We start from the raw sequence: 24,099 nt of genomic DNA on the forward strand, positions 1-24,099 counted from the left end.
GTTAGGACATTCCTAAACTCCGAAACCTAGTCCTAGCTTGCTTTTGACTTCTGACTTCTGACTTCTGACTTCTGACTTCTGACTTCTGACTTCTGACTTCTGACTTCTGACTTCTGACTTCTGACTTCTGACTTCTGCTATAAAGGTCGCGCCTTGTTGAGACAGCCCGCCCCGGATGCTGTTGGTGAAATATTTCTTAACAAACCAAGAAGCCCCCTCAGCCCTCACCCCCAGCCCCTCTCCCAACCTTGGGAGAGGGGAGCAGATTACGGCAGAATAAGGGTTTCACGAATTCGCCAGCAGCATCCGCCCCGTAACGCACCACCGGGTCAAACAGCTTTAACAAAACTCGCGGAATTCCCCACCTTCTTTCAAGGTGTTGAAGTTACCGTAAGGATAGGGTCGCCTTTATGGTTAGTCGATTATGGGTAAAAGGGTTAAAACTTTGCCGATTTTGGCGACCCTATCTATCGGTTTCGTCTCTGGGATGGATAGCGAGACGAGGACCGATTACTGACCCATCTCCCCATATTCCCCGACTGGTCGGGGTCAACGGACCGGTCCGAAATACAGATTACCCATTACCTATTACCTATTACCCATTACCTATTACCTATTACCTATTACCTATTACCTATTACCTATTACCTATTACCTATTACCTATTACCTATTACCTATTACCTATTACCTATTACCTATTACCTATTACCTATTACCCATTACCTATTACCTATTACCTATTACCCATTACCTATTACCTATTACCTATTACCTATTACCTAGTTTGGCCTTTGTCTAAACTTCCCACACCCAACACCCCACACCCCACACCCTACTCCCTATTCCCGACTGCCTAAAAATCCTCCAGCATCCATTCTGAGGACCGCTCACCTAGTTCTATCGGAATAGAAACCACTTTCCCCAGTCGTGGACGCTCACGGGTGTTGTTAATGAATTGTTGCACCTGGCTGGCTCCTCCCCAACCTCGGATATAGTTGGCTACTGTATCTAAATGCTCTAGGTACTCAGCTTCGGAAAGGGGAAAGGATTGCTGCTCCAGATACTTCCACATAATCTGAACAAAGATTTTCCCTTGAGTCCTCCGAATCTGGATGTCATAGGAGCGTCCCCACTTATTGAGCAGGAGTTGGTGCAAGTCCTGTCCTGTCATAGCTCTTGCCCTAACTTAATGTTTACATTTCGTTACAAATACAACGCTTCTTAACTTTATGATAAAGCGTAAAAGAATGTAATAATACTTATAGTTGAAGCCGTGAATCCTTATATTGCAGGGATTTGGGCAACCCTGTCCAGTGGTTGAATCACACTACAGTTATAAAAGCAGGGTTCAAAAAATTCTGGTAATTTTCCCAGAATTGTAAAAAAAGTATACCTTTAGGCGTTCAGTTATGGCTCAAGCTTCTGGCTCTGCAGACGTTCCAGATATGGGGCGTCGCCAATTTATGAACCTCTTGGCGTTTGGGACAATTACGGGCACATTTGTTGGAGCTCTCTACCCAATCGTTAAGTATTTTATCCCCCCATCCAGTGGTGGGGCTGGTGGTGGTGTCACAGCTAAAGATGCTTTGGGCAATGACATCATGGTCAGCGAGTTTTTAGCTAGTCACAATGTAGGCGATCGCACCCTGACTCAAGGTCTCAAAGGGGACCCCACCTATGTGATTGTTACTGAAGATCAAGGTCTCGAAGCTTACGGTCTCAATGCGGTTTGCACTCACTTAGGCTGTGTTGTGCCTTGGAATGCTAGCAAGAACCGGTTCATCTGTCCTTGCCATGGATCTCAGTATGACAATACTGGCAAGGTAGTACGCGGACCAGCGCCTTTGTCTCTAGCTTTGGCACACGCTACGGTAACGGAAAACGACACCCTAGTCTTCAGCCCCTGGAAAGAAACTGACTTCCGTACTGGTGAAGAACCTTGGTGGAGTTAATTGCTTTAGTCCTTAGTCCTTAGTTTTTAGTTAATTGACTAGTGCTAATCAACCATTAGCAATTAACAAGTTGCAATTTTTAAATTACCAATTTTTGAGTTTTTTGGCTTAGTGATGAGAACACCTGATGTATCGGTGATGGTTAACCGTGGCAAGGGGATGATTGCCAGAACTATTGTCTTGGTTGTGGCAGCTGTGGCCCTTTTCTTTGCCAGTGATCTGGCAGTTCCCCAGTCAGCTGCTGCCTATCCCTTCTGGGCACAGGAAACTGCGCCAGAAACCCCTCGTGATGCCACTGGTAAGCTGGCTTGTGCTAATTGCCACCTAGCAGAGAAACCGACAGAAGTGGAAATTCCCCAATCGGTACTGCCAGATACTGTATTTGAAGCTGTGGTTAAGATCCCCTATGACCTAGAAGCACAAGAGGTCTATGGTGATGGTTCTAAAGGTGGCTTACAGGTCGGTGCCGTGGTGATGTTACCCGAAGGTTTCAAGATTGCTCCTCCTGACCGGATTCCGGAGGAAATGCAAGAAGAAACCGAGGACATGTACTACCAACCTTACAGCGAAGACCAGGAAAATATAATACTCGTTGGTCCTCTACCAGGTGAGGAGTATCAAGAAATTGTGTTCCCAGTTCTGTCTCCTGACCCCAGAACTGAGCAAGATATCTATTTTGGTAAATACCAGCTTCATGTCGGTGGTAACCGGGGACGCGGTCAGGTTTACCCCACTGGGGACCTTAGCAATAATAATGCTTTTAATGCCTCTGCCACTGGTGAAATTACCAAAATTACATTTGAAGAATATGTTGGCTACGACGTCACTATCAAGACCCCAGATGGCGAGACTGTAGTTGATACGGTTCCCCCTGGCCCAGAGTTACTGGTTGCTGAAGGAGATCAGGTAGTATCAGGACAAGCTCTGAGTACTGATCCTAATGTTGGTGGATTTGGTCAAAGGGATGTGGAAGTGGTCTTACAAGACCCAGCTCGGATTAAGTGGTTGATGCTTTTCATCGGCGCGATTATGCTATCTCAAGTTTTGCTAGTTCTGAAGAAGAAGCAAGTAGAGAAGGTGCAAGCTGCTGAAATGAATTTCTAGTATTAAGTGGCTGGTTTAGAGGTCACAAAGCGCGTTTGTATCTGGGTTGTAAACACAATTCTTGGCGAAAAAGGCAAGAGGCAAAAGGCAAAAGGCAAGAGGGTAAAGAGATCCTCAGTTTTATTGTCCAATAACAAAATCCTTGCTAGGTTTACATCTCATTTATAAACGCGCTTATTGCAATAGTTATTGGTTAAAGGTTGACAGTTGATGGTTGTAGGGATTTATAGTTGTGTCCCTTGACTACATCAATTGTCAACCTTTGTTTATCACACCTGTTGATCATCCAATAGTGGTCGATCATTCTGCAACTTCTGTATCAGTGGGAGCACTTTTTGATCAGAATAACGAATGGCTCTAATCGCTATAAAGGTTTCGAGAATCGGCTTCAAGTAGCGCTGGGCATCTTCATAACCACGCTTTTTGAGTTCTGTGATGCGTTCAGGGCTGAAGTCTAGCAAACTATCAATGAAACCGATAACTGGCGTATTCGATTTATTGATTTGTTGTTCTGGTCTAATTTCAATGATGGTTTGGTCTGGAAAGTTGTGGCGGCTCCAGGTTTCTCCGTTATCTAAGTGAATTACAATGGCAAAAGTACATCCACGAGCGGCTAATGCTCCCAAGGGGATATTATCTCCGAAAGCACCGTCTACATAGAACTGACCATTAACTTCTCGTTGAGGAAATGCCAAGGGAATGGCAGCACTGGCAAGGAGTAAATTATAGAGAGTTTCATCATCTTGGCAGTCCTGCACGCGAAGCCAGTGGGCGGATGTACCAGCTTGGGCTCGCAAAAGATCGACTAAGGGCATCAGTAAATCGTAGTCTAAGCCTGGTATTTTCAGTGCTGGAAATACTGTTGCCCATAACTCAACTCCCTGTCGCAGCTTAGCCGGGTCTACGGCTTCCCGTAATAGAGTTTCTACAGGTTCAGGGTCAAAGATTGCGTTGTGGTCTTTGGGCAACCCTATCTTTACTAAGAAATCAAACCACCACGTTCTCAGACTTGGGATGAAAGCTTTAGCACCATAGCTTAACATTTTAAGAACTGCACTCTTATTGGGACGGATAACCTGTTTTTGACCTAGTTGCTCCCAAAGTTGATTCAATCGCTGGACACCTTGCGCAAATGATTGACTGGATGCGAGAACAGCGCCATTAAGGGTGCCGATGCTAGTGCCAGCAATAATTTTTGGCTCTAGTCCAATTTCGGCAAGATACTTACATACACCTGCCTGATATGCTCCTTTAGCACCACCACCAGCTAGTACAAGTCCAAATTGGGGGTTTGTGTGTTCCATAGAGATCAACTTGTGATAGTAGGACGGGTTGCCATGATTGCCATACAGTCATTAGCAGTTTCCTGCACAATGGTTTCGACAAATTGTCTTCGATCTGTGGTTTGGTCGATGGGTTGAATGTGAGCGCGACATAGCCCAATTGCACAATGTGCGGGCTTTGGTGGTCTAGCTTCAGGAGGGAGGGCGGCCAGTTCCAGAGTTGTACCAATAGTGAATAGCAAAGGAGTGTTTAAAAGACGCTCTCGCGGCACTGACCGAACCTCCAACAACGCGGCTGCGAATTCTAATGTGCGGTCATTGTCTGCCATGTCTGACCTAGTTTGCTCTAGAAGGTCTGCAAGGGAACAGAATGGATTATCAGGAGTTATATGGGGGTCCGGGATCTCTTGGCTTCTCGGAGACTTGACAATTCGATCGACGAACCACTTACGAAAATATTCTTTATCATATTCTTTATCATTAGATTCGAGTTCATAGCTGGCAACTGCACCACTGAAAACTTGCCGTGCTAAAAAGGCTACCTGTACTACCCAAGGTAGCTTTGTGTAAGTACTCTTTGCTTCCCAGGAAGTTATTATCCTCTCAAATTCCAGATGAGCAGCCGTACTTACTTCTAGGTTATTTATCCTTTCATCCAGTTTCGAGAAACGTGAGTCAATCTCTTTAGTCAAACCTTGCAGCAGAGTTCTTAGTTCTTGATGTTGACTATTTAGTTGTTGCTGGCGGCGAATAGCCTCACGGGCTTCCAGCAATTTTTCCTGGGTAACAGCCAGTGCTACTTGACTAATATCTTGGGAACGAGTTATTTCTAATGCCCATTGGTACAGTGTATTTTGACCAGCGACTATATTTTCAGCTAAGAGGGATTGGCGCTGGGAGTCGCTGCCAGTTAGTAAGTCCCACAGGCGACCCAGACTCCTTTGCTTCTTACCATAGCTGATGAGGTCGCGGTTGACCTGAATACCATTTATTAGGTCAATCAGAGCTTTATCCCTAAGGATAGGGACTCGATACTGAGAGTCTAGTTTTTGAAGATGTGTTATGTAATTAACCATTATTTAATAATAAGGATTCTATCTGTTTGAGATGGTTAGTTACCTTTGTGATTTGTTCGTTATAATAATTTTCTAAAATATTGATTTTTTCCACCATTATTTTCTGTTTTTCCTCAGATTGCTGCTGAGTTGTCAGTGACCAATTCATCAAGTCTTGGTATTCACCTAAGTACTGTTGAAGATTTTGGAAAAAGGTTTCAGTATCCTTTTCAAATTGTTCAATAATGTACTGTTTACTGCCCTGATAAATTCTGTCAATGTTTGTATCGATTAATTCATTAATTTGAGTAATTAAATCGTTCAGGTAGACACTGTATTTGTTACCTACTTGTCGATATCTCTCAACTTTCTTTTTTATTTTAACAAGCCAAAGAAAATAAAATGGTCTGTAAGTTTCATATTCTTGTACGTATCCATACTCCGGTAACTGATTTACTGAAGGTTGAATAGAATCTAGGTCTATTTTTGGTTGTGGCTGTGGTGGTGGTGGTGGAATTTCCAAATCGAAGGCTTTTGATAGTTGCTCCATCGCCTCCTCAATTATTTGCTTTGTCTGACTATCTAATAAGGATCTCAGCTCTTGACGGGATTTTTCTAGTTCTTGTTTAGTCGCGTTACGAATACTGTCAAATAACTTTTCTGTTCTTCCAGTTGCGTAATCAACTGCCAGTTTAGCAAATTCTTCTGCATCTGCTTGACTTGAGAATTTAACTGAATAATCATTATTACCATTGACATCCTTCCAATTGAACGGTAAATTTGATTTCTCTTTAATCCATACCTCAAAAGAAATAAATTCGTCGATTATCTTGTTTACAATCTCTTTTGCTACATCTTGTTGATGCGCCAATTGAATCCATTTTTTCAACGCTTTATTTCGATCATTTGAAAAATAATCGTTACTAGTCACTCGTGCTGCTTCCTTTAGGGGAATAATAAGTCCCTCTAGTTTGTCATTAAGTTTTTTGTGTTTTTGATCTATTTGTATTTTAAGCCTATTGCGACAATTATTAAGACTATGTATTTTAGATTCTAATTCATATTTGTCCTTTTGGGTTTCTTCTACCTTTTTGTCAATAGCTGTTTTCTGTAATCTTACATCCTCTTCGATTTTATTTAAGTAGCTGCAACTTTCTTGAAGTGCTTCCTTCATGGATTTAGGCGCTGCAAAGAGCATTAACTCCTCAATGGCTTTCTTAAGAAATTTATCAAAACCTGATCTTTCTCGCAGCCTCCTAACTTTACGCTCCAGTTCCTCCAAAGAGGCATCTTCAAGATCTTCTTCCCACTCTGCTCCTAGTAAATCTCTGGCAATATCTGGTCGGCTTTTGATATCATCTTTAGCTTTATCTTTATTTTTATCTAGTCCTTGAACAAAGAAATTAGCAGAGAACAGTGCCCAGTGAGCTGATATTTCAAAAACTCTATTTGTATCTTTATTATCACCAGAATCACCTATGCCATATGCCTGTTTGACAAACTCCTTGACTTGCTCAGGAGTCCTGGAACCTTTTCCACGTCTGTCAATCTGGTTTACCAAAACGTATAGGTTATCCTTCCCTCTACCTTGTAACTTTCTTACGTTCTCAACTTCAGTTTTAACTTTATCGTTATCAGTTGCGCCGATTGTGCCAAAATTGAGCATAATCAAAACAACTGCACTTTTTTCAATCTGCTTTCTGATCACAGTCTCTAGTCTCTGCTCTTGTCCAGCTTCATTAGAGCCAGGGGTATCAATAATTACTAGATTCCCGACGTTTGCAGTTTCCTGAGCATCTTGTTGCCAAAAGGGAGTTTCAATGCGCGGAGAATCAAGACCGAGAAGTTCACCAATAGGATCTTCAACTCCATCGATCAGGCTGCACAAACGGATAATGTCATTCAAAACAGTCAGAGTTCCCCGGATGTCATTCAAGTCAAAGGTTTCCTGTTTAGGGACTAGTGAAGGTGAAGACGGATTTTGTTTTTTTTCAAATAATTTAAATAAGTAATCCAGATGTCCATATTTAGCCCTGATCCTTTTCATTTGGTCAGTGTCAAACTCTTGAAGATTGCTCCGCAAAGCCGCAATTGTCTTGCTAAACACAGAAACTACTTGTTGACTCAACTTCAAAATTGGCTGTTCTAATTCAGCTTTAAAGACAACTTCTGTAGGGAGTGTGGTCATGGCATCACTGCGGCTAGGCAGAAGTTCCTGCCCAACAATCGCATTGATAGCTGTAGACTTACCTGCCTTCATGGGCGCGATAATCGACATGACTAATTCCAGATTTTCCACCTGCTGTTTGGCAGTATCTACTTCCTGCTTAAATTTAGTGTATTTTTTATTTAAATTTTCTTCTCCTAGTATGTTACTAGCAGTCGTCATCAGTTCACTGATTTGATCCAGTCGTGTAATAACGTCTTGTTGTAAACCCTCAATATCAAACTTTAAGTCTCTCGAATACATTGCTTCTACCTCTGCTCCTTGCGTCACGTTAATAACAGATGAACCAAAAACATCCAAAGCTATGGGAGTCGTTTTTTTCCTTCCGACTGTTACACCAATCTTTAATCTATCGCCACCCATAGTGTAGGTCGTCCGACAGATTTCCATCCACTCAATCAGCGTTTGCTGTTGAGTAGCATCGGGGTAGAGTCGGTAGCAGTATTTGAGTGTTAGTATTCACAGTGTCTTGATCCAGTCGCTCATGGGGGTTTCCCCCAAGACCGCGCTGGGTCGATGAAACCTTGAACAGGGTCGCCTTATTACATGCATATTTAACCCTTTTATGGATAACCGAGCACCCAGAAAGGCGACCCTGTTCTACGGGAACTTCAAACTCTCCAAGACCGCGCTGCATAGCTTGAAAAGCTGTATGCAGTGATTATACACTATTTACTGGTAAGCTAAACACTTTTAATTGTTAAGTTAAGTGACATTGAGTAACTTAACTTAACTTGGGGGAGTTCATGTATAGTATTTCTATTTGAGATGTAAACATAGGATTAAACGCTTTAGGGAACATAAAACTCTGGATCTGGTAACCTTAGTCAGCAATACAGCGTTTGTTTTGATTAGAAAAAATTACAATCTAGTTTACAACTCATTTGTAAAGCCTATATCCCCCGCTAAGCTTCCTTAAGCCCAGGGGTTTTATAGCTCCCCCAAACCCCAAACCCCCTCATATCAAGTTTGGTTGAATACCCATAATTAAGGAGCCCGGGCCCGGGGAGGGTGGGGAGGGTGGGAAGTGTGGGGAGATGGCCAGATGGCCAGATGGCCAGATGGGGGAGATTTTTATTAAGGGTAATTATCCTGACATGATATCATTCATAGTCATCCAGCTGCTCAGAGTTAATGGGGAGAAACTGGATCTTTATATAGGGTTTAGACAATTATGAGTCAAGTTAACTAGTTATGCAATAGTACAACAGTGCTTCTTGGTACCGACTTTGCTGTGATTGAGCTTGGGATATTTGAAAATAACTCCAATTATAGTTGGATGCGATTGACCGTAGGTCACGCTACGCGAACGCAAAAAAATGACTTGATTATAGAGTTGAGGCAGAAGCTTCACGTGTTGAATCCCTGCCAAAAACTTTCTCTTGTTAGTAAAAGCTACCAGGTGGCTTTTATTTTGATAATGCAGAAGCTCCCCATAGGATTGCCTGTGGTAAGATAAAAAAAGAGGATATATCAACTATAAAATACCCCTTGATTAGTTGACTCTATGCTGTTAATTTTTTATCTGAAATCCTCAAGAGTAGTGTTATTTTTTGCCGACAGTTTTACCTGAAAACGGGAGAGCATCTGATCGTTACAAAAAAAATAGAAAAGGATGAACCAGCAATGAATAATAGTGACTTGTATGATCAGGATTTCGTTCTGTGGACTGAGACAACTTGCCAGCAACTCAAAACCAGAAACTTTGATGAGTTGGATATAGACAATTTAATTGAGGAGATAGCATCCTTGGGAAGATCCGATAGACGAGAGCTTCAGAGCCGACTTAAGGTTTTGATGGAACATTTGCTAAAAAGGCAGTACGTAGATTCAGAGCCTGATTATCGAGGCTGGGAAAATACTATCGATGAACAAAGAGAACAGATTAATCTTCTGTTGTCTGAATCTCCTAGCCTCAAGCCTTATCTTGAATCGGTCTTTACGGATTGCTACAGATATCCACTGAAGAAGGTGAAGAGGAATTATCCATCTGTTAGTTTCCCCCAGAATTGTCCTTTTACTTCTGATATTTTAGATCAAGATTGACTTATCCTAAGCTGGTCTTGATTTAAATTATATTGTTATGACAGCAGGGGAGAGGGTTTGACGGTGCTTCTTTGTACTGAATTTGCTGTGATTGAGATTGGGCTATTTGAAAATAACTCCAATCGGAATCTGATGCGATTGGCCGTTGGCCACGCTACGGGATGAAGCGAAGCTTCCGCGCTTGTGCGATTGACCGTAGGTCACGCGGGGCGCGTTCGCAATAACACGATGATAGCAATCAATCGCTTGCTTAACTCACATTCCACACCCATCTATAGCAAAAAAAAATAGCCGTAGAAATAATATCCACGGCTATTTCAGTGCTGTAAACACTATGTCATGTCTCTCACTTTCCGAATCAATCCGGATGTGATCTTATTTGATTGGCCAAAGGCCACGCTACGCGAACAGACCGGAGTCGTTGCCAGGGGGGAAACCCCCCCAGAAATTTAACGTGTTAACGCCAAGTCGAATACTTGGTTGCAAAACTAATTACTTGCCCTGGAATACCCGTCGGCTGCAAAGGACTCCAGTCGGAAACCTCTGCATACCCGAGTGCAGAAAGGGAGTAAATAGTATTGGTGACTCCTTCAGGAGAGCCCTTAATGTACTTAATTCGTTGTTTCTTTTGCTTAGACTCCTCAGGATTATTGTTTTGATTCGGGATAAAGTTTTGAGACATGGTTAAGAACCTGAATTATGTTTACAATGATTATTGTAATGATTATAATTATATTTGTCAAGGGTTTTTATAAATTTTTTTTGGGGAGTTAATTTGAGAATGAATTTAAAAAAACGAACGCATAACTTTAGGGAACGCAGGTAAGCTGATGTAAATTTAAATTCGTTATTTCTTGTTCCCAGACCCGGTGGTGCGTTACGGGACGGGCTATGTCAACACTGACTGCGAAACGTAATATCAGGGCGAGCCGTCCCTAACGCACCCTACGCAGCTGCTATATCAATTAGCACTTATTACCTGTAAAGCCGTAAATTTAAAATCACGGAAAGTCTGGGAAACAATCTGCTCATTACCACGAAATTCTTGTTTTTCATAACTACCATTGTTTAACACCAGCACAGTTACTAACTGCTCTTGGGGGTCAATAATCCAATATTCAGGAATAGCCCTTTCTTGGTATTGTTGTACTTTCTCTACATAATCACGTCGGTAGTTTTCATCCCTTTGGTTTTTGTAGGGGCTAACTACTTCAGCTACAAACTGTGGTGGAAGCATATCAAGGGTGATAGTTAGGCGTTTTTCGGTTTGGAGAAGATGTTCTTCTCTAATTACTACTAAATCTGGATAGCGATTTTGAGGATTTCCTGGAACTTGTAATTCACAACTGTGCGTTTTAATTAACCGGCGTTTAATTAGTTGTGCTAATTGGAGCATTAGCCACATTACCCTCCAATGATTTGGTTCACTCTCAGGCGGCAATTCTACTAACTCCCCATCAAACAGCTCATAACGATTATCTGTGCCATCATCATATTCCAGGTATTCCTCAAAAGTGAGTTTGGAGGTGGTTTTAACCATGGGGCCCTCGCAATTACTGAATTAAATGGTACAGTTTTTATTATAACAATTTTTTATTTATATTTGGTAATATTATTTTTAATAATATGTAAATTTAAGTAACAGGTGACATTAGTAAATAGAGCCACTTTATTTAGTCTAATCCCAATTAAACGTTATTCCTAAATACTCTTCTAACTTCTGATTATGAGGTCGAAAGAAGTCAGTTAACATTTGTCTCAAGTCTTGACTAATGGGAGTGTAAGATCTACCATTGCATTTGGGGTATTGAAAAAACTTCTGATCAGATAACTCCAAGAATTCAATGATGGTACTCATGACAGTCTTGGGATTGCTATAGAAGTCTTCACTCTTTACTATTAAAAATTGTTCTTTTGGAAAAATCTCCATCCATCGTTTCAACTTATAGACGTAAAGACTTCCTAACAAATTATTTGGGTGTCGATACCCGGTCTGTAATAGCTCTGATTCTGTCAACGTTTCCAGTCGTTGCTTCTCTAGAGCTAGGGCATCTTCTAGACTGCGCTTTTCTCGACCATGATAAAAATTGTGATAGTAACAAGAGATGGCGCGATCAACGGGATTTCTCAATAAAACGATTAGCTTAACCTTGGGAAAACACTGAAACATCCGTTGGGCAGATTCAGTGCAGTCAAAATAATTAGGACTTGCTTCCCCAGCTAAGAAATTAGGAGTGTCGGTAATGGATGGAAAATGAGCGAGATACCAATCAATCCCTTGATTATAATATTTACTGAAAAAATTTAACTCTTTTTTATGAGGAGACATAATTTGTGGATAACGACTCAGATACATATATAATGAAGATGTACCAGATCTGGCCGCTCCAATAATAACGAAGTCTGGACCATGCTCTTTTTTAGGTTTCCAGTCAACCTCGGCCAGGTTGGGATTGGATGCAACTGCGTTTGTATAAGCGCTAGTTTGGTAACAACTAATCGCTTCTTCAAGTTGCCCTTGCTGGGTTAGCACATCCCCTAAATTGCCCCAAGCTAGAGGAAAATCTGGTTGCCGTTTGATGCACTGTCGATAAAAGGTGATAAGTTGCTCTAACTGCTCTGATCCAATCCAGGTGTACTGTAGGTCTACATAAGCTCGCTTAAAACAGGGGTCAAGCTCAATCGCTTTTTGATAAGACTCAATGGCTTCTTTGAATCGACTTTGCCCTCTGAGGAGTTGACCCAACTGATGATAATCTTTAGCGCTAGAGTTGGGATGACTATCGACTATTTGTCGATAATAGTTCATGGCTTGGTGATTTCGGGGATTATTCTCGACCGCCTGTTGATAAAGTGCGATCGCATCTTCCATCTTGCCCTGGGATTTGAGTATCTCCCCGAAACGATAGTAAGCTTGGAGTAAATTGGGCTTTAACTCAAGGGCTTGTCGATAACAGGTGATGGCTTGGTCTGGTTTGCCTAGAGACCACAGCCTGTTGCCCAACTTAACATGCTCCTCGGCTTTAGCCCAATTCGGCTCTAGGGTGAGGGCTTGATACCAACACTCCGTAGCCTCGTCCTGTTGACCAGTCTGAGCGAAAACCCGAGCCAAGTTACGGTAAGCTCCAGCAAATGTCGGGTCAATTGCGATCGCTTTTTCGTAACATGCGATCGCTTCCGGCCACTGTTGCTGTTGAGCATACAGACTACCCCGATTAGCATGGTCTTTAGCCAACTTTGATTGAATTTTCACCACCTTGAGCTGGCTCTGGGTTTGGTCAACAGAGTCGTGATCATGACCCGAAGATTGCTTGATATCCCTTGACATCGTTACCGTTAAGAAGCTATTTTTTTAACAATCAGTAGACGAGCCTGATGCAGAATCTCAAACTGACCCTTAACTGAATCTAGAAACCTATTAATCCCAATTTTAGGCGCTTCTTGTGGTTTAGCCGGATTGCTCCATCCATAGTTATTAACGATCATCAGCCCCCCAACCTTGAGCAGCTTCCAACAAAGTAAAGCATTTTGCTCAGCAATGGTAGCTTTGTGACGCCTGTCGCGAATGTTAGCTAAATCATAGCAATTGCTATCAAGGGAATTAAGCAACTGCTCAGGTTTTCCCTCTAACCTAGTCACCTTTTCCGCTGCTTCAGTTTTAGCGATATTGGCAGCAAACTCTTCCTGAAAGTATGGCGAAACACAGGTTAATCGAGCTGAGGAGTTAGTCAGGATTTTATCAAGTAACCAGCAAGCGGAATTACCTTGAAAACTCCCAATTTCCAGACACTGAGCATCAGCCACACCAGCTAGGGGCTGCAAGTGTTCTTCCCAGACCGGAATTTTAAAGGTAAACCGATCCTCAGTGAATCGATAATCCTTCTGAGCACACTGATGCCAACCCCGCAATTGAGCAGCTTTTTGATAACAGGTGTAGGCTTCGGTCAATTCACCTTTTTTTACCAAAGCATCCCCGAGTTTAACATAAGTCCAGGGATAGTCACCCACTGTCGCAATTACCGCACGGCATGAGACAATCGCTTCATCCCACTTCTGCTGTTGAATCAACAGTTGGATCAGTTCCCGATAAGCTCCAGGGAAATTTGGATCAACCTCAATCGAGCGGCGAAACGCTGCAATCGCTGTGTCCACCATTCCTTGTTTGAGCCAAATCCCAGCAATTTTATAGTGCCCCTTAGCTTGATTTGGGTCAAGGTCGAGTAACTGACGATAACATGCGATCGCATTATCCCACTTCCCCTGGGCTATCAAACACTCTCCTAACTCGTAGTAAGCTGCCCATAAGCTGGAGTCACGCTCAATCGCACTTTGGAAACAAGCAATGGCTCGATCCGGTTTACCCTGAGCCAAGAACGCTTTCCCTAGTTTATAATGTCCCTGAGCCTTTGCTGATTGGGGTTTCAGCCTCAGAGTCTGATACCAACACTCAATTTCTTCGTCTTTGTTCCCCAGCTGAGAATAGATTTCTGCCAAACTCCAGTAAGCCTCAGCAAAATCTGGCTGGAGGCTAAGAGCATGATAGTAGGATGCGATCGCTTGCTCCCACTGTTGTTGGCTAGTGTATAAACCACCTAGCTTAGCATAAATTTGCACTAAATTCGGTTTGTCATCGAACACTCTAGAGTGCCAGAAAATTGCGTCGTCGAACCGACCCATCCCTTGCAAGATATTGCCTAAAACTCGGCAAGTCGAGGCAAAATCAGCTCGATTTGGGGATGGACTTTCCAAAGCTTGCTCACAAGCGGTAATTGCGTCAGTTAAGTAAGTGTACATGAGAGGGAACAGGGAACGGGGAACAGGGAACAGGGAGCAGCGCTACTTGATTAACTCTTGGCTGTTACCTTTCCTTAATTACAGTATGTTCACAACTCAAATCAAGCATATGCGCTACGCGAACAGCGGTCAGCGGTCAGCGGTCAGCGGTCAGTGGTCAGCCGTTTGCCTTTGGATGTTCGCGTAGCGTTCCCGTAGCACATAAGCTCATAGCTAAAAACTTATAGCTGCTTGCTGATAGCTGTTCGCGTAGCGTGCGCGTAGCGCTTAAGCTGATTACTGACTGATGTTAGCGTAGCGTGCGCGAATACGCATATGCTGATTGCTAATTACTGATTGCTAATAGCTGATTGCTTAGCTATTAGAGTATCTCAAAACCATCGTCAGTTTGATTAATTTCAAGATCCAAACCTGAACTCAATTGAGCAATGGTTTGCCCATCGACTTTTAGCTGACCAGTGATCGGGTCGTAAGTCACGTTAGTCTGGTCACTAACCCCTGGAATCACGATTCTATCTTCTCCAGACTGAAACTCAGTAATAATATCCGGTTGATCGTCAAAGAACTCGAAGGTAAATGTATCCTCTCCAGGACCTCCGATCGCCACATCAGTGCCTGGTCCTATGATCAGGTTATCATTTCCTTCTCCACCCAGCACCACATCATCCCCTTCATCGCCAGTGATTTGGTCATCTCCGGCTCCACCCAGGGCCACATCATCCCCTTCACCACCGCTAATGTCATCGGTTTGATCACCAGTCTGAATAACATCTAGACCATCGCTGCCATCAATATTAGTTGGTTGATCCTCTGGTCCTAAAATCACGAAGCCATCTTCATTAGTTGGGATAACTTCAAGATCTGGGTCAGCAACAATAGAAGACATCTACTATAACTCCTTCTTTATCCTAGTTGATATTACCACCTATCAACTATAATTTATTACAGAATTTTTAGCCACAAACAAGATTAGTTTTTTTGATTATCAAATAGTTAGTGGTTATACCGAACATAGTGTGTATAAAACCGCGCTTATTGACCACTAGGTCTGATGGGACTGGTTATTTCTCAAAAAACATTCTATTAAAAACTCAAAGTCCCGCCCAATAAGGATTATTTATAGCAATTCTTCCCTAATATTGTTACACAGCAAGTTTGGTAGAGCCCAAATATTTTTACTGAATCCATGGCATCATTTGCCTCCTTATTGGTTATGCACCCTTGAGCATAGCTGATTTAGACCAGTAATTTGAATTACTGAATAAAGGGAATCTAAGTTAACTAATATATCTTCTGTTAGTGAGCTATTATACATTAGTTTGCGAATAGGTTGACAGTCAAAATTTTCTCCTTTTACATAATAATGTTTCAGTCCCAGTTGTTGGCTAATAATCCAGTAATCTGTTCTCACATAATTGGGTGACACTAGTTCTATGATTTGAGTTCCAGGGCGACAAAATACCGTATTGGTCAAACCAGCGCCATGGGGAGCAACAATTACTTTGACAGAAGCAAATAGAGCAACTTGTTCCCTCACAGACAGGCTTTCTAGGGCAATGGTAATAAAACCAAATTGGGATAGCAGCTCCTTGACCTCAGTTTCGTTGAGAACTTGTCGATGTCTAGCTTGAGCTCTAGTGATGTATATACGCTCTGGGTATTTTAATTCCAGAGCTTGCGGTAAAAACCTCTGTCTGAGGAAATAAATAGTACCCTTCGGTACCCAATCAAAATGTCCAGGAAAGGAGGGTAAGACTAACTCCTGGGCTTGAATATGGGGGTAGCGATCGCTTGAGATAATTTTGTTAGCAGGAATCCCTAAGCAATTGAGGGTTTCTTGTTGAAAGGGTTGCTGTGGCGTGTTGATCAAAAACCAATCAATCTTAGTGAAATCTATCCCACTGCGGCGCAGGATTTCAAGTCTAGGCAGGACATCAAACATCCAGTGGTAGTAGCCATTTCCCGACAATCCCGATAGAACCGCTACTGTGCCATCTATGTACTCTAACGGCGGCATCTGATCCAGACTAAAGATTAGATGGTTTCTGGGGTCATAATTCTCACATCCAGGTAAATACCATGGGTAATTTCGAGAGACGTCAGATAGCAAATAATCATCTGGGGTAATGATGGCGATGCCATTACAAATCTTCCAGTAACTGCTTTGGGGGGCAATCCAAGCCCGTCCTTGTGGGATAGTGGCCACAAAGACAGTAGGGGAATCCACAGACAGTGTTTCTGGTGGGTTACACTGATAGACCCTATTCCCCAGATGAATGGACTCAAACTGGTTACACAGTCGTCTCATACATCGATTACAGGTAACACCGCCACATTGAGACCGGGATTGAGACTGGGATTGAGACTGGGACTGAGACTGGGATTGAGACTGGGACTTCCTGGCTTCAACAGATATAGGAGCCAGGGCAGAAGCTGGCGGCGCTACCATGGACATGGTGTTGAGATGCTTATCGATGCTTGACCAAGGTACCTCTATGTAGTAGCAGCCATGGCACTCTGTGCTCATATACCAGTCCCTGGTCGCTTCATAAATGCCCTTGATCTGGTGAGGAGGTTGGGAGCTAACAGGCTTAGCACTATAGTTATTTCTCGGCAGGTTATCTATCGGCAGGTTATCTATCGGCAAGACTCCGAGACTACCAAGCTTACCGCTGACCTTGCCCTCTTCTAAGTGTTGATGCCAGAGGGCTTCGTAGTATTCAAGGGCTTGCTGAAACCGCTTTTGTTTGCTCAAGACTTGCCCTAACCGTAGATAAATCTGAGGATGAGCTGGTTGCAAGGCTAAACCCATGTGATAAGTCATCACTGCTGCATCTAGTCGCTGCTGCTCGGCTAAACAATCCCCTAACCGTATATACAACTCAACCTGGTCTGGCTGAATCTGTAACGCTTTCTGGTAATACTTTTCCGCCTGCTTTGCTGCACCATACTCAAACAAGGTATCCCCTAAATACAGATAAGTCTGCCACAAATAAAGGCAGACTTGAAACGTATCCTCTTTGTTCCGTAGTGCCTCAAGAAATCCAGAACAATAAATTTGCGATCGCTCAAGAATGTCCTGGCCTGGTAAACCTTGAGCACGTTGGCAATAAGCCTCCACAAACGCTGGCTGCAATGCGATCGCTTTTCGTAAATAGTCAAAGGCTAGGGCTAGTTTCCCCTGAGCCATCAAGGCGCTGGCGCACTCACTGTAGGTCAATATCTGTTCTGGATCCAGACTAAGCAGCTTTTCAAAATACTGCACTGCTATCGGATAATTCCCCTTCTTTTGCCATAACCGACCCAGATTTAAGTAAGCTGACTTTAGCTCTGGGTTTAACTCAATCGCACTACTGTATGCCACCAGAGCCTGACCTGCCTGACCTTGTGCTTGCAGCACCTTACCCAGGTTATTATACAGAGTGCCCCACTTAGGATTATGGTCGATACCTTGTTGGTCGATACCTTCTTGATAGACCGCCTTTGCTGCCTCGAATTGTTTTAGCTCGAACAGAACACAGCCCAAGTTATTATAAGCGCTGAGGTAATCTGGCTGATTGGTAATGGCTTGGCGATAACTGTTGGTGGCTTCCGCTAACTGACCCCGTTGACCATACAACACTCCTAGGTGATAGTGGGCTTTAGCATCCTTGGGGTTAAGAGCGATCGCTTGCTGATAGCTTTCTTTGGCAGCATCCCACTCCCACAGCTTGTGCCTGGTGATGCCTAGATTGTAATGGTACTCAGCCTGACCGGGTTGTAGCCAAACAGCCTGTTGATAATGCCATTCTGCTGTTGAGAGATCCTTGAGTTTACTATATAACTCACCTAAGCAGGCATGAGTTTGAGCTTGCTCCGGTTGGAGTTGCACCGCTTTACTATAGGCATAAATTGCTTGCCTGGGCTTTCCCTGAGCAGCTAGGGCAAAGCCTAGTAAGACATTGAATTCCCCAGAATCAGGCTGCCGTTTCAGGGCTTGGCGACAACAAGCAACGGCTTGACTCCATTGCTTCTTGGCTAAATAAGCCTTGACTTGTTGGTAAGTTGGTTCAACCTTGATCATTAGGCAGCTTTGATACTCCCATCGCTAAATCACGGGATTATAGCGTTCGCGAAGCGGCTCCTAGGTCGCTGGGATTCTTAAGATTACAAAACTCTTAACGGCTGAACCAAACAGCCTCTAGACTCTCCGATTAAATCCTTGAGCTTACTTGTCTTTTGGTCTACGCTCTTAGCAGGGGCTTTTCAGCTTGCGCGCAAACCTGCACTTTTTGAGCGATTTAATATGCCTTTATCTTAGCATAGATTATCAAAAAGCGCAACATATCCACTCTCCGATTCCCCTCCCCCTAGGGCGTGTCTTCAAACTCCGAGTACCCCCGTTTCCCTTAAAAAAGGGGGACTTTGAGTATGGCTCCCCCCTTAATAAGGGGGGCTGGGGGGGATCTAATATCTTGCGGAAAACTTTGAAAACACGCCCTAACCCTTCGGGTATAACGGGAGTCCCCTTGGAGTTGAATGATGGGGTTAGAACTAGCTTGGGCAGATGGATAGTTGAACTCTCCCCCGCGTTCAGCCAGCATCGCGGTTTTCAACCGTTAGAGTTTTTATAATTAACGTCTAGTTAAAACGAGTTCAGATCACCGTAACAAAGGACACAAAATTGGTAACTGGTTATTAGCAATTTGTTATTTTTAATTACCTATTAGTCATTACCTAGACGACGAGATTACCTAAACCAGTATATAGCAATTCTACGACTTGTGAGGTACAAATTTCTGGTTTTTAGGGAGCAGGGACTTCGGAGCAGGGACTTCGGAAGAGGGAAGTCGGAAGTGGGAAGAGGGAAAAAATAATGTGTACCTCATAGCTACGAGAAACGCTATATATAGCAGTCGCCAGGGCAGTTAGGACATGACAAAAGTCTCACACCCTTTGTAAGCGATGCAGAGGTGCGACCCGTGGCGAATTTAATTCGCCAACGGAAAAAGCACCATTACGGTCTTGGGGGTTTCCCCCATGAGCGACTGCATCAAGAAGCGCAAGAGTTTGAGTTCTGAGTTCTGAGTTCTGAGTTCTGAGTTCTGAGTTCTGCTATATCAGCTATCAGCTATTAGCTATCAGCTATCAGCTATTGGCCAACGGCCAACGGCTGACGGCTGACAGCTGTTCGCGCAGCACCTCAAGTAGCGCATATGCTTACCTAATTACTATCGGGATTTGTGTAGGAATTGTGAGAATTTTTGATGCCATATTCCCTACTCCCTGTTCCCTACTCCCTGTTCCCTACTCCCAGATCCGCTGTTCCCTGTTGCCTGTTCCCTTTGCTATATAAGGCTATAGCAGTTCTCAATCGGGTCATGGGAGGGTCAGAAATGATACCACAAGTCAGTGTAATTATTCCCGCCTATAATTGCGATCGCTATATTACCGAAGCAGTGGAAAGTGTGCTGAATCAAGAAGCCTGTTCCTATGAGGTAGTGGTCATTGATGATGGTTCAACAGACCAGACTCGATCAGTGTTGCAACCCTATCGCGGACGCATTCGTTACATTTATCAAGAAAACCAAGGAGTCTCCCTGGCCCGGAACCATGGCATTAAACTAGCCTTGGGTGAATTTGTCGCATTCCTCGATGCCGATGACTTTTTTCTGCCAGGTAAGTTAGCTGCCCAGTTAGCAGTGTTTAAAGCACAACCCCATCTGGGAATTGTCCATAGTGGTTGGTACCGTGTCGATTCCCAGGGTAAGCGACTAATGACAGTACGTCCATGGGAGAAAGTACCAGAATTAAACTTAGAAAGTTGGCTACTGTGGAAGCCAGTCCTGCCTAGTGCCATGATGTTCGGTCGCCATTGGTTAGAGTCCGTTGGCGGGTTTGACCCCAGGTTTCCACCCGCTGAAGATACAGAAATAGTCCTACGATTAGCCCTCAAGGGTTGTCCTGCCCTTTGGTTGCGTCAGGTAACCGTAGGCTATCGGCAACATCACCAAAGTGCCATGCACAAAGGACTTCCTCAAGCTCGCTCCCTGTCGGCAGCCATTGACAACTTCTTTCAACAGGCTGATTTACCACCAGGCATCCGTCTATTAGAAAATCAGGTGCGTTATGGAACCCTAGTATGGATTGCTTGGTATTTATATAATACAGGACATCCCAGGGAAATGATCAAGTATTTACAGCAGGCTTGGCCCTATAGTCCTTATTTACCCATGGAAACAGTAGTACATTGGGCAGAGAATTTTGCCCAGTTTTCCAACAATTGGGGCGGGGAGTTTGATGCTGATGGGTTAGGGAAGTCACCAGAGTGGCAGCAGTTGATGCAATGGGTAATGGCTCAGGGGAGAGAGACGATGTTGGTAGGTGGGTATAGGTTGTACTAACTGAAACTAGTCCATCAGTTGGTAATCAAGACCAGTGATAATATGTTCTGCAGGGATACCAGCGGAAATCAGAGCCGAGGCCAACCCTTCCTCAAAGTTATCTTCTTCAATAACAACTTGGCCATTAACCAAGCGAGCGTGAAACAAAATCGAGTTAATCCAGCGTTGTTTATCCCAGCCAGTAGCCAGAACTAGGAAGTGACCAGTCTCGGTATCGCAAACAGGATAAAGCCGAATCGCTTGTATACTTGGTTGGGCGCGAGTTTCCTCTTGCAGGATTTCTTTCAGAATATCGCCATAGTTTAGTGAGTGATCCATTCAACAATAGCCTCTTGCTCGGGTTCATAAACTAATAAGTTGATTTTATTCCTCTCGACGGCTAGCTGAAAAATTGTTGTTTTGAAATGCCGAAGATAACTTGTTTTACTGATAGCTAAAAACAATAGATCCCCCCTAACCCCCCTTAAAAAAGCTATGCTTTATAAACATCTTTCTTAACATAAAACTTGACAAAAAGAGTCAAGTGTGTGTTCTTGCTAGAATCGCCTCTGGCATCTATTATCACAAATATGGAACAATGGATATTGAAAGAGCTAGGANCCCGAAGGCAGATTCTCACGCGTTACTCACCCGTCCGCCACTCCCCCGAAGGGGCGTTCGACTTGCATGTGTTAAGCATACCGCCAGCGTTCATCCTGAGCCAGGATCAAACTCTCCATGGTACTCAGTTTTTTTTCTTTCCCTGACCCTTAGTCAACTTAAACAGTTAACTTCGAACCAGTTCGGAATTTTAGGTTTTAGTTTTAGCTAATCTGTCCTATAATTAGGTCAGACTAACTTGAAAATTTCTTGACGAGTAGCGACCGTATATTGGCTCTCAAACTATAGATTTTTCTTGGTTCGGGGCGGTGCGGTGCGCTTGGCTTTCCTCATCGCCATTTACTAATTTACAGGGGAAAAAAGGGTTTGTCAACCTAAACCCGAAACTTTGTTGGGAATAAATTCTTGAAACCTAGGCATGACAAGGGTTTTAGAATTAAAAAATTTTTTTTTGAATCCGTTTCCGAGCTCTGACCAAGGGAAGAGGGGTAAGCTCTCAGGTCACAGGGGTAGCTTCTTTAGATTTAGGTCGGGAGCAGTGCGACCCGTCGCGAATTTAATACGACGACTGTAAGTGCACCGAGACAGTCGGGAGTCGGGAGTTGGGAGAATTATTCAGTAACTATTTGTAGATTTAGATACATACCTCAACAGGGGCGTGTCGGTTGGTCGTTGTCTTGATGCAAAGCGCAAGTGGGGGAAACCAGGGCAGCGCTGGATCCCTTAAGTGCAGTTTGGGATAACTACTCCGATGCTTCCCAGTGAAACGGGAAATTCACCTGGAGTTATAGTAATTGTCCGGTTAGGTCTAGGATTAATCCGTAAGTAGTGGCTGTTACCATTCAGAGGCAAGATTAGTGAAGAGCCCTTTGCACTGGCACCATGAAATCCATTGTTGAACAACTTAGACTTCAATTCACTCAAGCCTTAACTGCTGCCTTCGGTTCTGACGTGGCAGGGGTAGATCCAATGATGGTACCTGCCAGCAATCCCAAATTTGGTGACTATCAGTCTAATGTGGCCTTGGCTTTGAGCAAACGTTTGAAACAGCCGCCAAGAGCGATCGCAGAATCTTTGTTGCAGTATATAGATGTGGCTGACATATGTCAGAGCCCGACTATTGCTGGTCCAGGCTTCATTAATTTGAGCTTAAAACCTGCTTACTTGGAAGAACGGCTAAGGGAGATTCACACTGACCCACGTCTAGGAGTAGCAGTCGCTCCAGCCCCTCGACAGGTCATTGTTGATTTTTCTTCTCCCAATATTGCTAAAGAGATGCATGTGGGACATCTACGTTCAACGATTATTGGGGATTCGATTGCCCGGATCTTAGAATTTCGGGGTCAAAATGTACTGCGCTTGAATCATGTGGGAGATTGGGGAACCCAATTTGGGATGTTGATCACTTATCTTAGGGAAGCTTACCCAAGTGCTTTGACTACAGCTGATGCCCTGGATTTGGGAGATTTAGTTACCCTTTATCGGCAAGCTAAACAACGGTTTGATGCAGATGAGGAATTTCGGGAAGCATCTAGACTCGAAGTTGTTAAACTCCAATCTGGTGCAGCCGATAGCCGCCGTGCTTGGCAACTACTGTGTGACCAATCTCGGCGGGAGTTTCAGATTATCTACGATTTGCTGGATATTCAGCTCACCGAAAGGGGAGAATCCTTTTACAATCCTTTCCTAACAGAGGTTGTGGACTATTTAGATAAGTCTGGCTTGTTAGTGGAAGACTCGGGAGCCAAATGTGTTTTCCTTGAGGGATTTACAAATAAAGATGGTGAGCCTCTGCCCTTGATTGTGCAAAAATCTGATGGGGGCTATAACTATGCCACTACTGACTTAGCTGCACTGCGCTACCGGACTGAGCAAGACCAGGCTCAAAGGATTATATATGTTACTGATTCCGGACAAGCAAATCATTTTGCCCAGGTATTTCAGGTTGCTCGGCGGACTGGTATTCTTCCGGAAAATGTTGAAATAGTTCATGTTCCCTTTGGTTTGGTTCTGGGGGAAGATGGCAAAAAGCTGAAAACGCGGTCTGGGGAAACAGTGCGGTTGCGGGATTTGTTGGATCAAGCGATCGCACGATCTGGTGCTGATTTAGAATCGAGACTGAAGCAAGAAGGTCGGGAGGAAACTGAGGAATTTAAAGAGCATGTTGCCAAAGTCGTAGGCATGAGTGCAGTTAAGTATGCTGACCTTAGTCAAAATCGTACCAGCAACTATATATTCAGCTTTGATAAGATGTTGGCACTCCAGGGCAATACGGCACCATATATGCTTTATGCCTATGTCCGCATTCAGGGAATTAGCCGCAAAGGGGAGATTGATTTTGAGCAACTGGGAACCGATGCCAAAATTTTGTTGCAAGAAGACGCAGAATTGGTGCTAGGGAAGAAGTTATTGCAACTGAGTGAGGTCCTTGGTGAAGTTGAGAAAGAATTGATGCCGAATCGTCTTTGTCAGTACTTGTTTGAACTGAGCCAGAAGTTTAATCAATTCTATGACCAATGCCCTGTACTGAAAGCCGAAGAACCCAAGCGGACATCCCGTCTGCTGCTATGTGATTTGACTGCTAGAACTCTGAAACTGGGATTGTATTTACTCGGAATTCAGGTACTGGAGCGGATGTAGTACAGTTAACTAT

Annotated in this window: 20 protein-coding genes and 1 pseudogene; 7 read left to right on the plus strand and 14 right to left on the minus strand. The window is 43.6% G+C overall.

Translation table 11 applies throughout. From position 1 onward, the window contains the following. Positions 1 to 12 precede the first annotated feature (12 nt). Positions 13 to 228 carry a hypothetical protein gene (locus tag F6K63_RS02295; protein ID WP_287262922.1) on the minus strand — a complete coding sequence of 72 codons (216 nt, stop codon included), beginning with the start codon at positions 226 to 228 and terminating at the stop codon, positions 13 to 15. Between the two features lie 182 nt (positions 229 to 410). On the opposite strand from F6K63_RS02295, the gene F6K63_RS02300 reads away from it, so the two are divergent. Beyond that, the gene (locus F6K63_RS02300) at positions 411 to 785 is read left to right on the plus strand and encodes a hypothetical protein (protein WP_287310603.1); all 375 of its coding nucleotides are present in this window, start codon (positions 411 to 413) and stop codon (positions 783 to 785) included. 70 nt (positions 786 to 855) lie between these two features. Here the strand turns inward: F6K63_RS02300 and F6K63_RS02305 are convergent, their stop codons facing one another. After that, entirely contained in the window at positions 856 to 1,173 is a 318-nt protein-coding gene (locus tag F6K63_RS02305; protein ID WP_287310604.1) for a DUF3067 family protein, read from the minus strand. 238 nt (positions 1,174 to 1,411) lie between these two features. Here F6K63_RS02305 and petC point away from each other — a divergent pair, with 238 nt between their 5' ends. Further along, complete coding sequence (gene petC, locus F6K63_RS02310) at positions 1,412 to 1,954, plus strand: cytochrome b6-f complex iron-sulfur subunit (protein ID WP_287293344.1); 543 nt, start codon at positions 1,412 to 1,414, stop codon at positions 1,952 to 1,954. A gap of 114 nt (positions 1,955 to 2,068) precedes the next feature. Then, a complete protein-coding gene (gene petA / locus F6K63_RS02315; protein WP_287310720.1) occupies positions 2,069 to 3,058 on the plus strand; it encodes a cytochrome f in 990 nt (329 codons plus the stop codon). 269 nt (positions 3,059 to 3,327) lie between these two features. Here the strand turns inward: petA and F6K63_RS02320 are convergent, their stop codons facing one another. From F6K63_RS02320 to F6K63_RS02335, 4 genes and pseudogenes are all read right to left on the minus strand, one after another. Further along, the gene (locus tag F6K63_RS02320) at positions 3,328 to 4,362 is read right to left on the minus strand and encodes a patatin-like phospholipase family protein (protein ID WP_287267756.1); all 1,035 of its coding nucleotides are present in this window, start codon (positions 4,360 to 4,362) and stop codon (positions 3,328 to 3,330) included. Between the two features lie 5 nt (positions 4,363 to 4,367). Beyond that, positions 4,368 to 5,417: a diguanylate cyclase regulator RdcB family protein gene (locus F6K63_RS02325; RefSeq protein ID WP_287267757.1), complete on the minus strand. Its 1,050-nt coding sequence runs from the start codon at positions 5,415 to 5,417 to the stop codon at positions 4,368 to 4,370. Beyond that, entirely contained in the window at positions 5,410 to 7,986 is a 2,577-nt protein-coding gene (locus F6K63_RS02330) for a dynamin family protein (protein ID WP_287310606.1), read from the minus strand. Before F6K63_RS02330 ends, F6K63_RS02325 begins: the two co-directional genes overlap by 8 nt. Before the next feature lie 15 nt (positions 7,987 to 8,001). Continuing rightward, positions 8,002 to 8,082: pseudogene (locus F6K63_RS02335) on the minus strand (helix-turn-helix domain-containing protein); the annotation flags it as partial. A gap of 751 nt (positions 8,083 to 8,833) precedes the next feature. On the opposite strand from F6K63_RS02335, the gene F6K63_RS02340 reads away from it, so the two are divergent. Then, positions 8,834 to 9,082, plus strand: coding sequence for a hypothetical protein (locus tag F6K63_RS02340; protein ID WP_287267760.1), 249 nt, complete (start codon positions 8,834 to 8,836; stop codon positions 9,080 to 9,082). 167 nt (positions 9,083 to 9,249) lie between these two features. Continuing rightward, positions 9,250 to 9,669, plus strand: a complete 420-nt coding sequence (locus tag F6K63_RS02345; protein ID WP_008186795.1) for a DUF29 domain-containing protein — start codon at positions 9,250 to 9,252, stop codon at positions 9,667 to 9,669. A 457-nt stretch (positions 9,670 to 10,126) separates the two neighbouring features. Here F6K63_RS02345 and F6K63_RS02350 read toward each other — a convergent pair whose 3' ends face one another. The 6 genes from F6K63_RS02350 to F6K63_RS02375 form a co-directional block, all read right to left on the minus strand. Next, entirely contained in the window at positions 10,127 to 10,351 is a 225-nt protein-coding gene (locus tag F6K63_RS02350) for a hypothetical protein (protein ID WP_287310608.1), read from the minus strand. Positions 10,352 to 10,630: 279 nt separating this feature from the next. After that, positions 10,631 to 11,209 (minus strand): Uma2 family endonuclease, encoded by a 579-nt coding sequence (locus tag F6K63_RS02355; RefSeq protein WP_287310609.1) that lies wholly within the window; start codon positions 11,207 to 11,209, stop codon positions 10,631 to 10,633. Between the two features lie 138 nt (positions 11,210 to 11,347). Next, on the minus strand, positions 11,348 to 12,997 hold the full coding sequence (locus F6K63_RS02360; RefSeq protein ID WP_287310611.1) for a tetratricopeptide repeat-containing sulfotransferase family protein: 1,650 nt from the start codon (positions 12,995 to 12,997) through the stop codon (positions 11,348 to 11,350). 8 nt (positions 12,998 to 13,005) lie between these two features. Next, positions 13,006 to 14,463 (minus strand): tetratricopeptide repeat protein, encoded by a 1,458-nt coding sequence (locus F6K63_RS02365; protein ID WP_287310613.1) that lies wholly within the window; start codon positions 14,461 to 14,463, stop codon positions 13,006 to 13,008. Positions 14,464 to 14,824: 361 nt separating this feature from the next. Continuing rightward, complete coding sequence (locus F6K63_RS02370; RefSeq protein WP_287310614.1) at positions 14,825 to 15,349, minus strand: calcium-binding protein; 525 nt, start codon at positions 15,347 to 15,349, stop codon at positions 14,825 to 14,827. Between the two features lie 318 nt (positions 15,350 to 15,667). Beyond that, the gene (locus tag F6K63_RS02375; RefSeq protein ID WP_287310616.1) at positions 15,668 to 18,526 is read right to left on the minus strand and encodes a tetratricopeptide repeat protein; all 2,859 of its coding nucleotides are present in this window, start codon (positions 18,524 to 18,526) and stop codon (positions 15,668 to 15,670) included. Positions 18,527 to 19,823: 1,297 nt separating this feature from the next. Between F6K63_RS02375 and F6K63_RS02380 the strand changes: the two genes are divergently transcribed. Next, positions 19,824 to 20,846, plus strand: a complete 1,023-nt coding sequence (locus F6K63_RS02380; protein WP_287310722.1) for a glycosyltransferase family 2 protein — start codon at positions 19,824 to 19,826, stop codon at positions 20,844 to 20,846. A gap of 6 nt (positions 20,847 to 20,852) precedes the next feature. On the opposite strand, the gene F6K63_RS02385 is transcribed toward F6K63_RS02380, so the two are convergent. Both F6K63_RS02385 and F6K63_RS02390 read right to left on the minus strand, forming a co-directional pair. Beyond that, positions 20,853 to 21,164, minus strand: a complete 312-nt coding sequence (locus F6K63_RS02385; protein WP_008186771.1) for an element excision factor XisI family protein — start codon at positions 21,162 to 21,164, stop codon at positions 20,853 to 20,855. Then, complete coding sequence (locus F6K63_RS02390) at positions 21,149 to 21,289, minus strand: element excision factor XisH family protein (protein ID WP_287310617.1); 141 nt, start codon at positions 21,287 to 21,289, stop codon at positions 21,149 to 21,151. Before F6K63_RS02390 ends, F6K63_RS02385 begins: the two co-directional genes overlap by 16 nt. Before the next feature lie 1,039 nt (positions 21,290 to 22,328). On the opposite strand from F6K63_RS02390, the gene argS reads away from it, so the two are divergent. Further along, positions 22,329 to 24,086, plus strand: coding sequence for an arginine--tRNA ligase (gene argS, locus F6K63_RS02395; RefSeq protein WP_287310619.1), 1,758 nt, complete (start codon positions 22,329 to 22,331; stop codon positions 24,084 to 24,086). Positions 24,087 to 24,099: the final 13 nt, after the last annotated feature.

The sequence above is a fragment of the Moorena sp. SIO1G6 genome, from assembly GCF_010672795.1.
Lineage (GTDB): Bacteria > Cyanobacteriota > Cyanobacteriia > Cyanobacteriales > Coleofasciculaceae > Moorena > Moorena producens.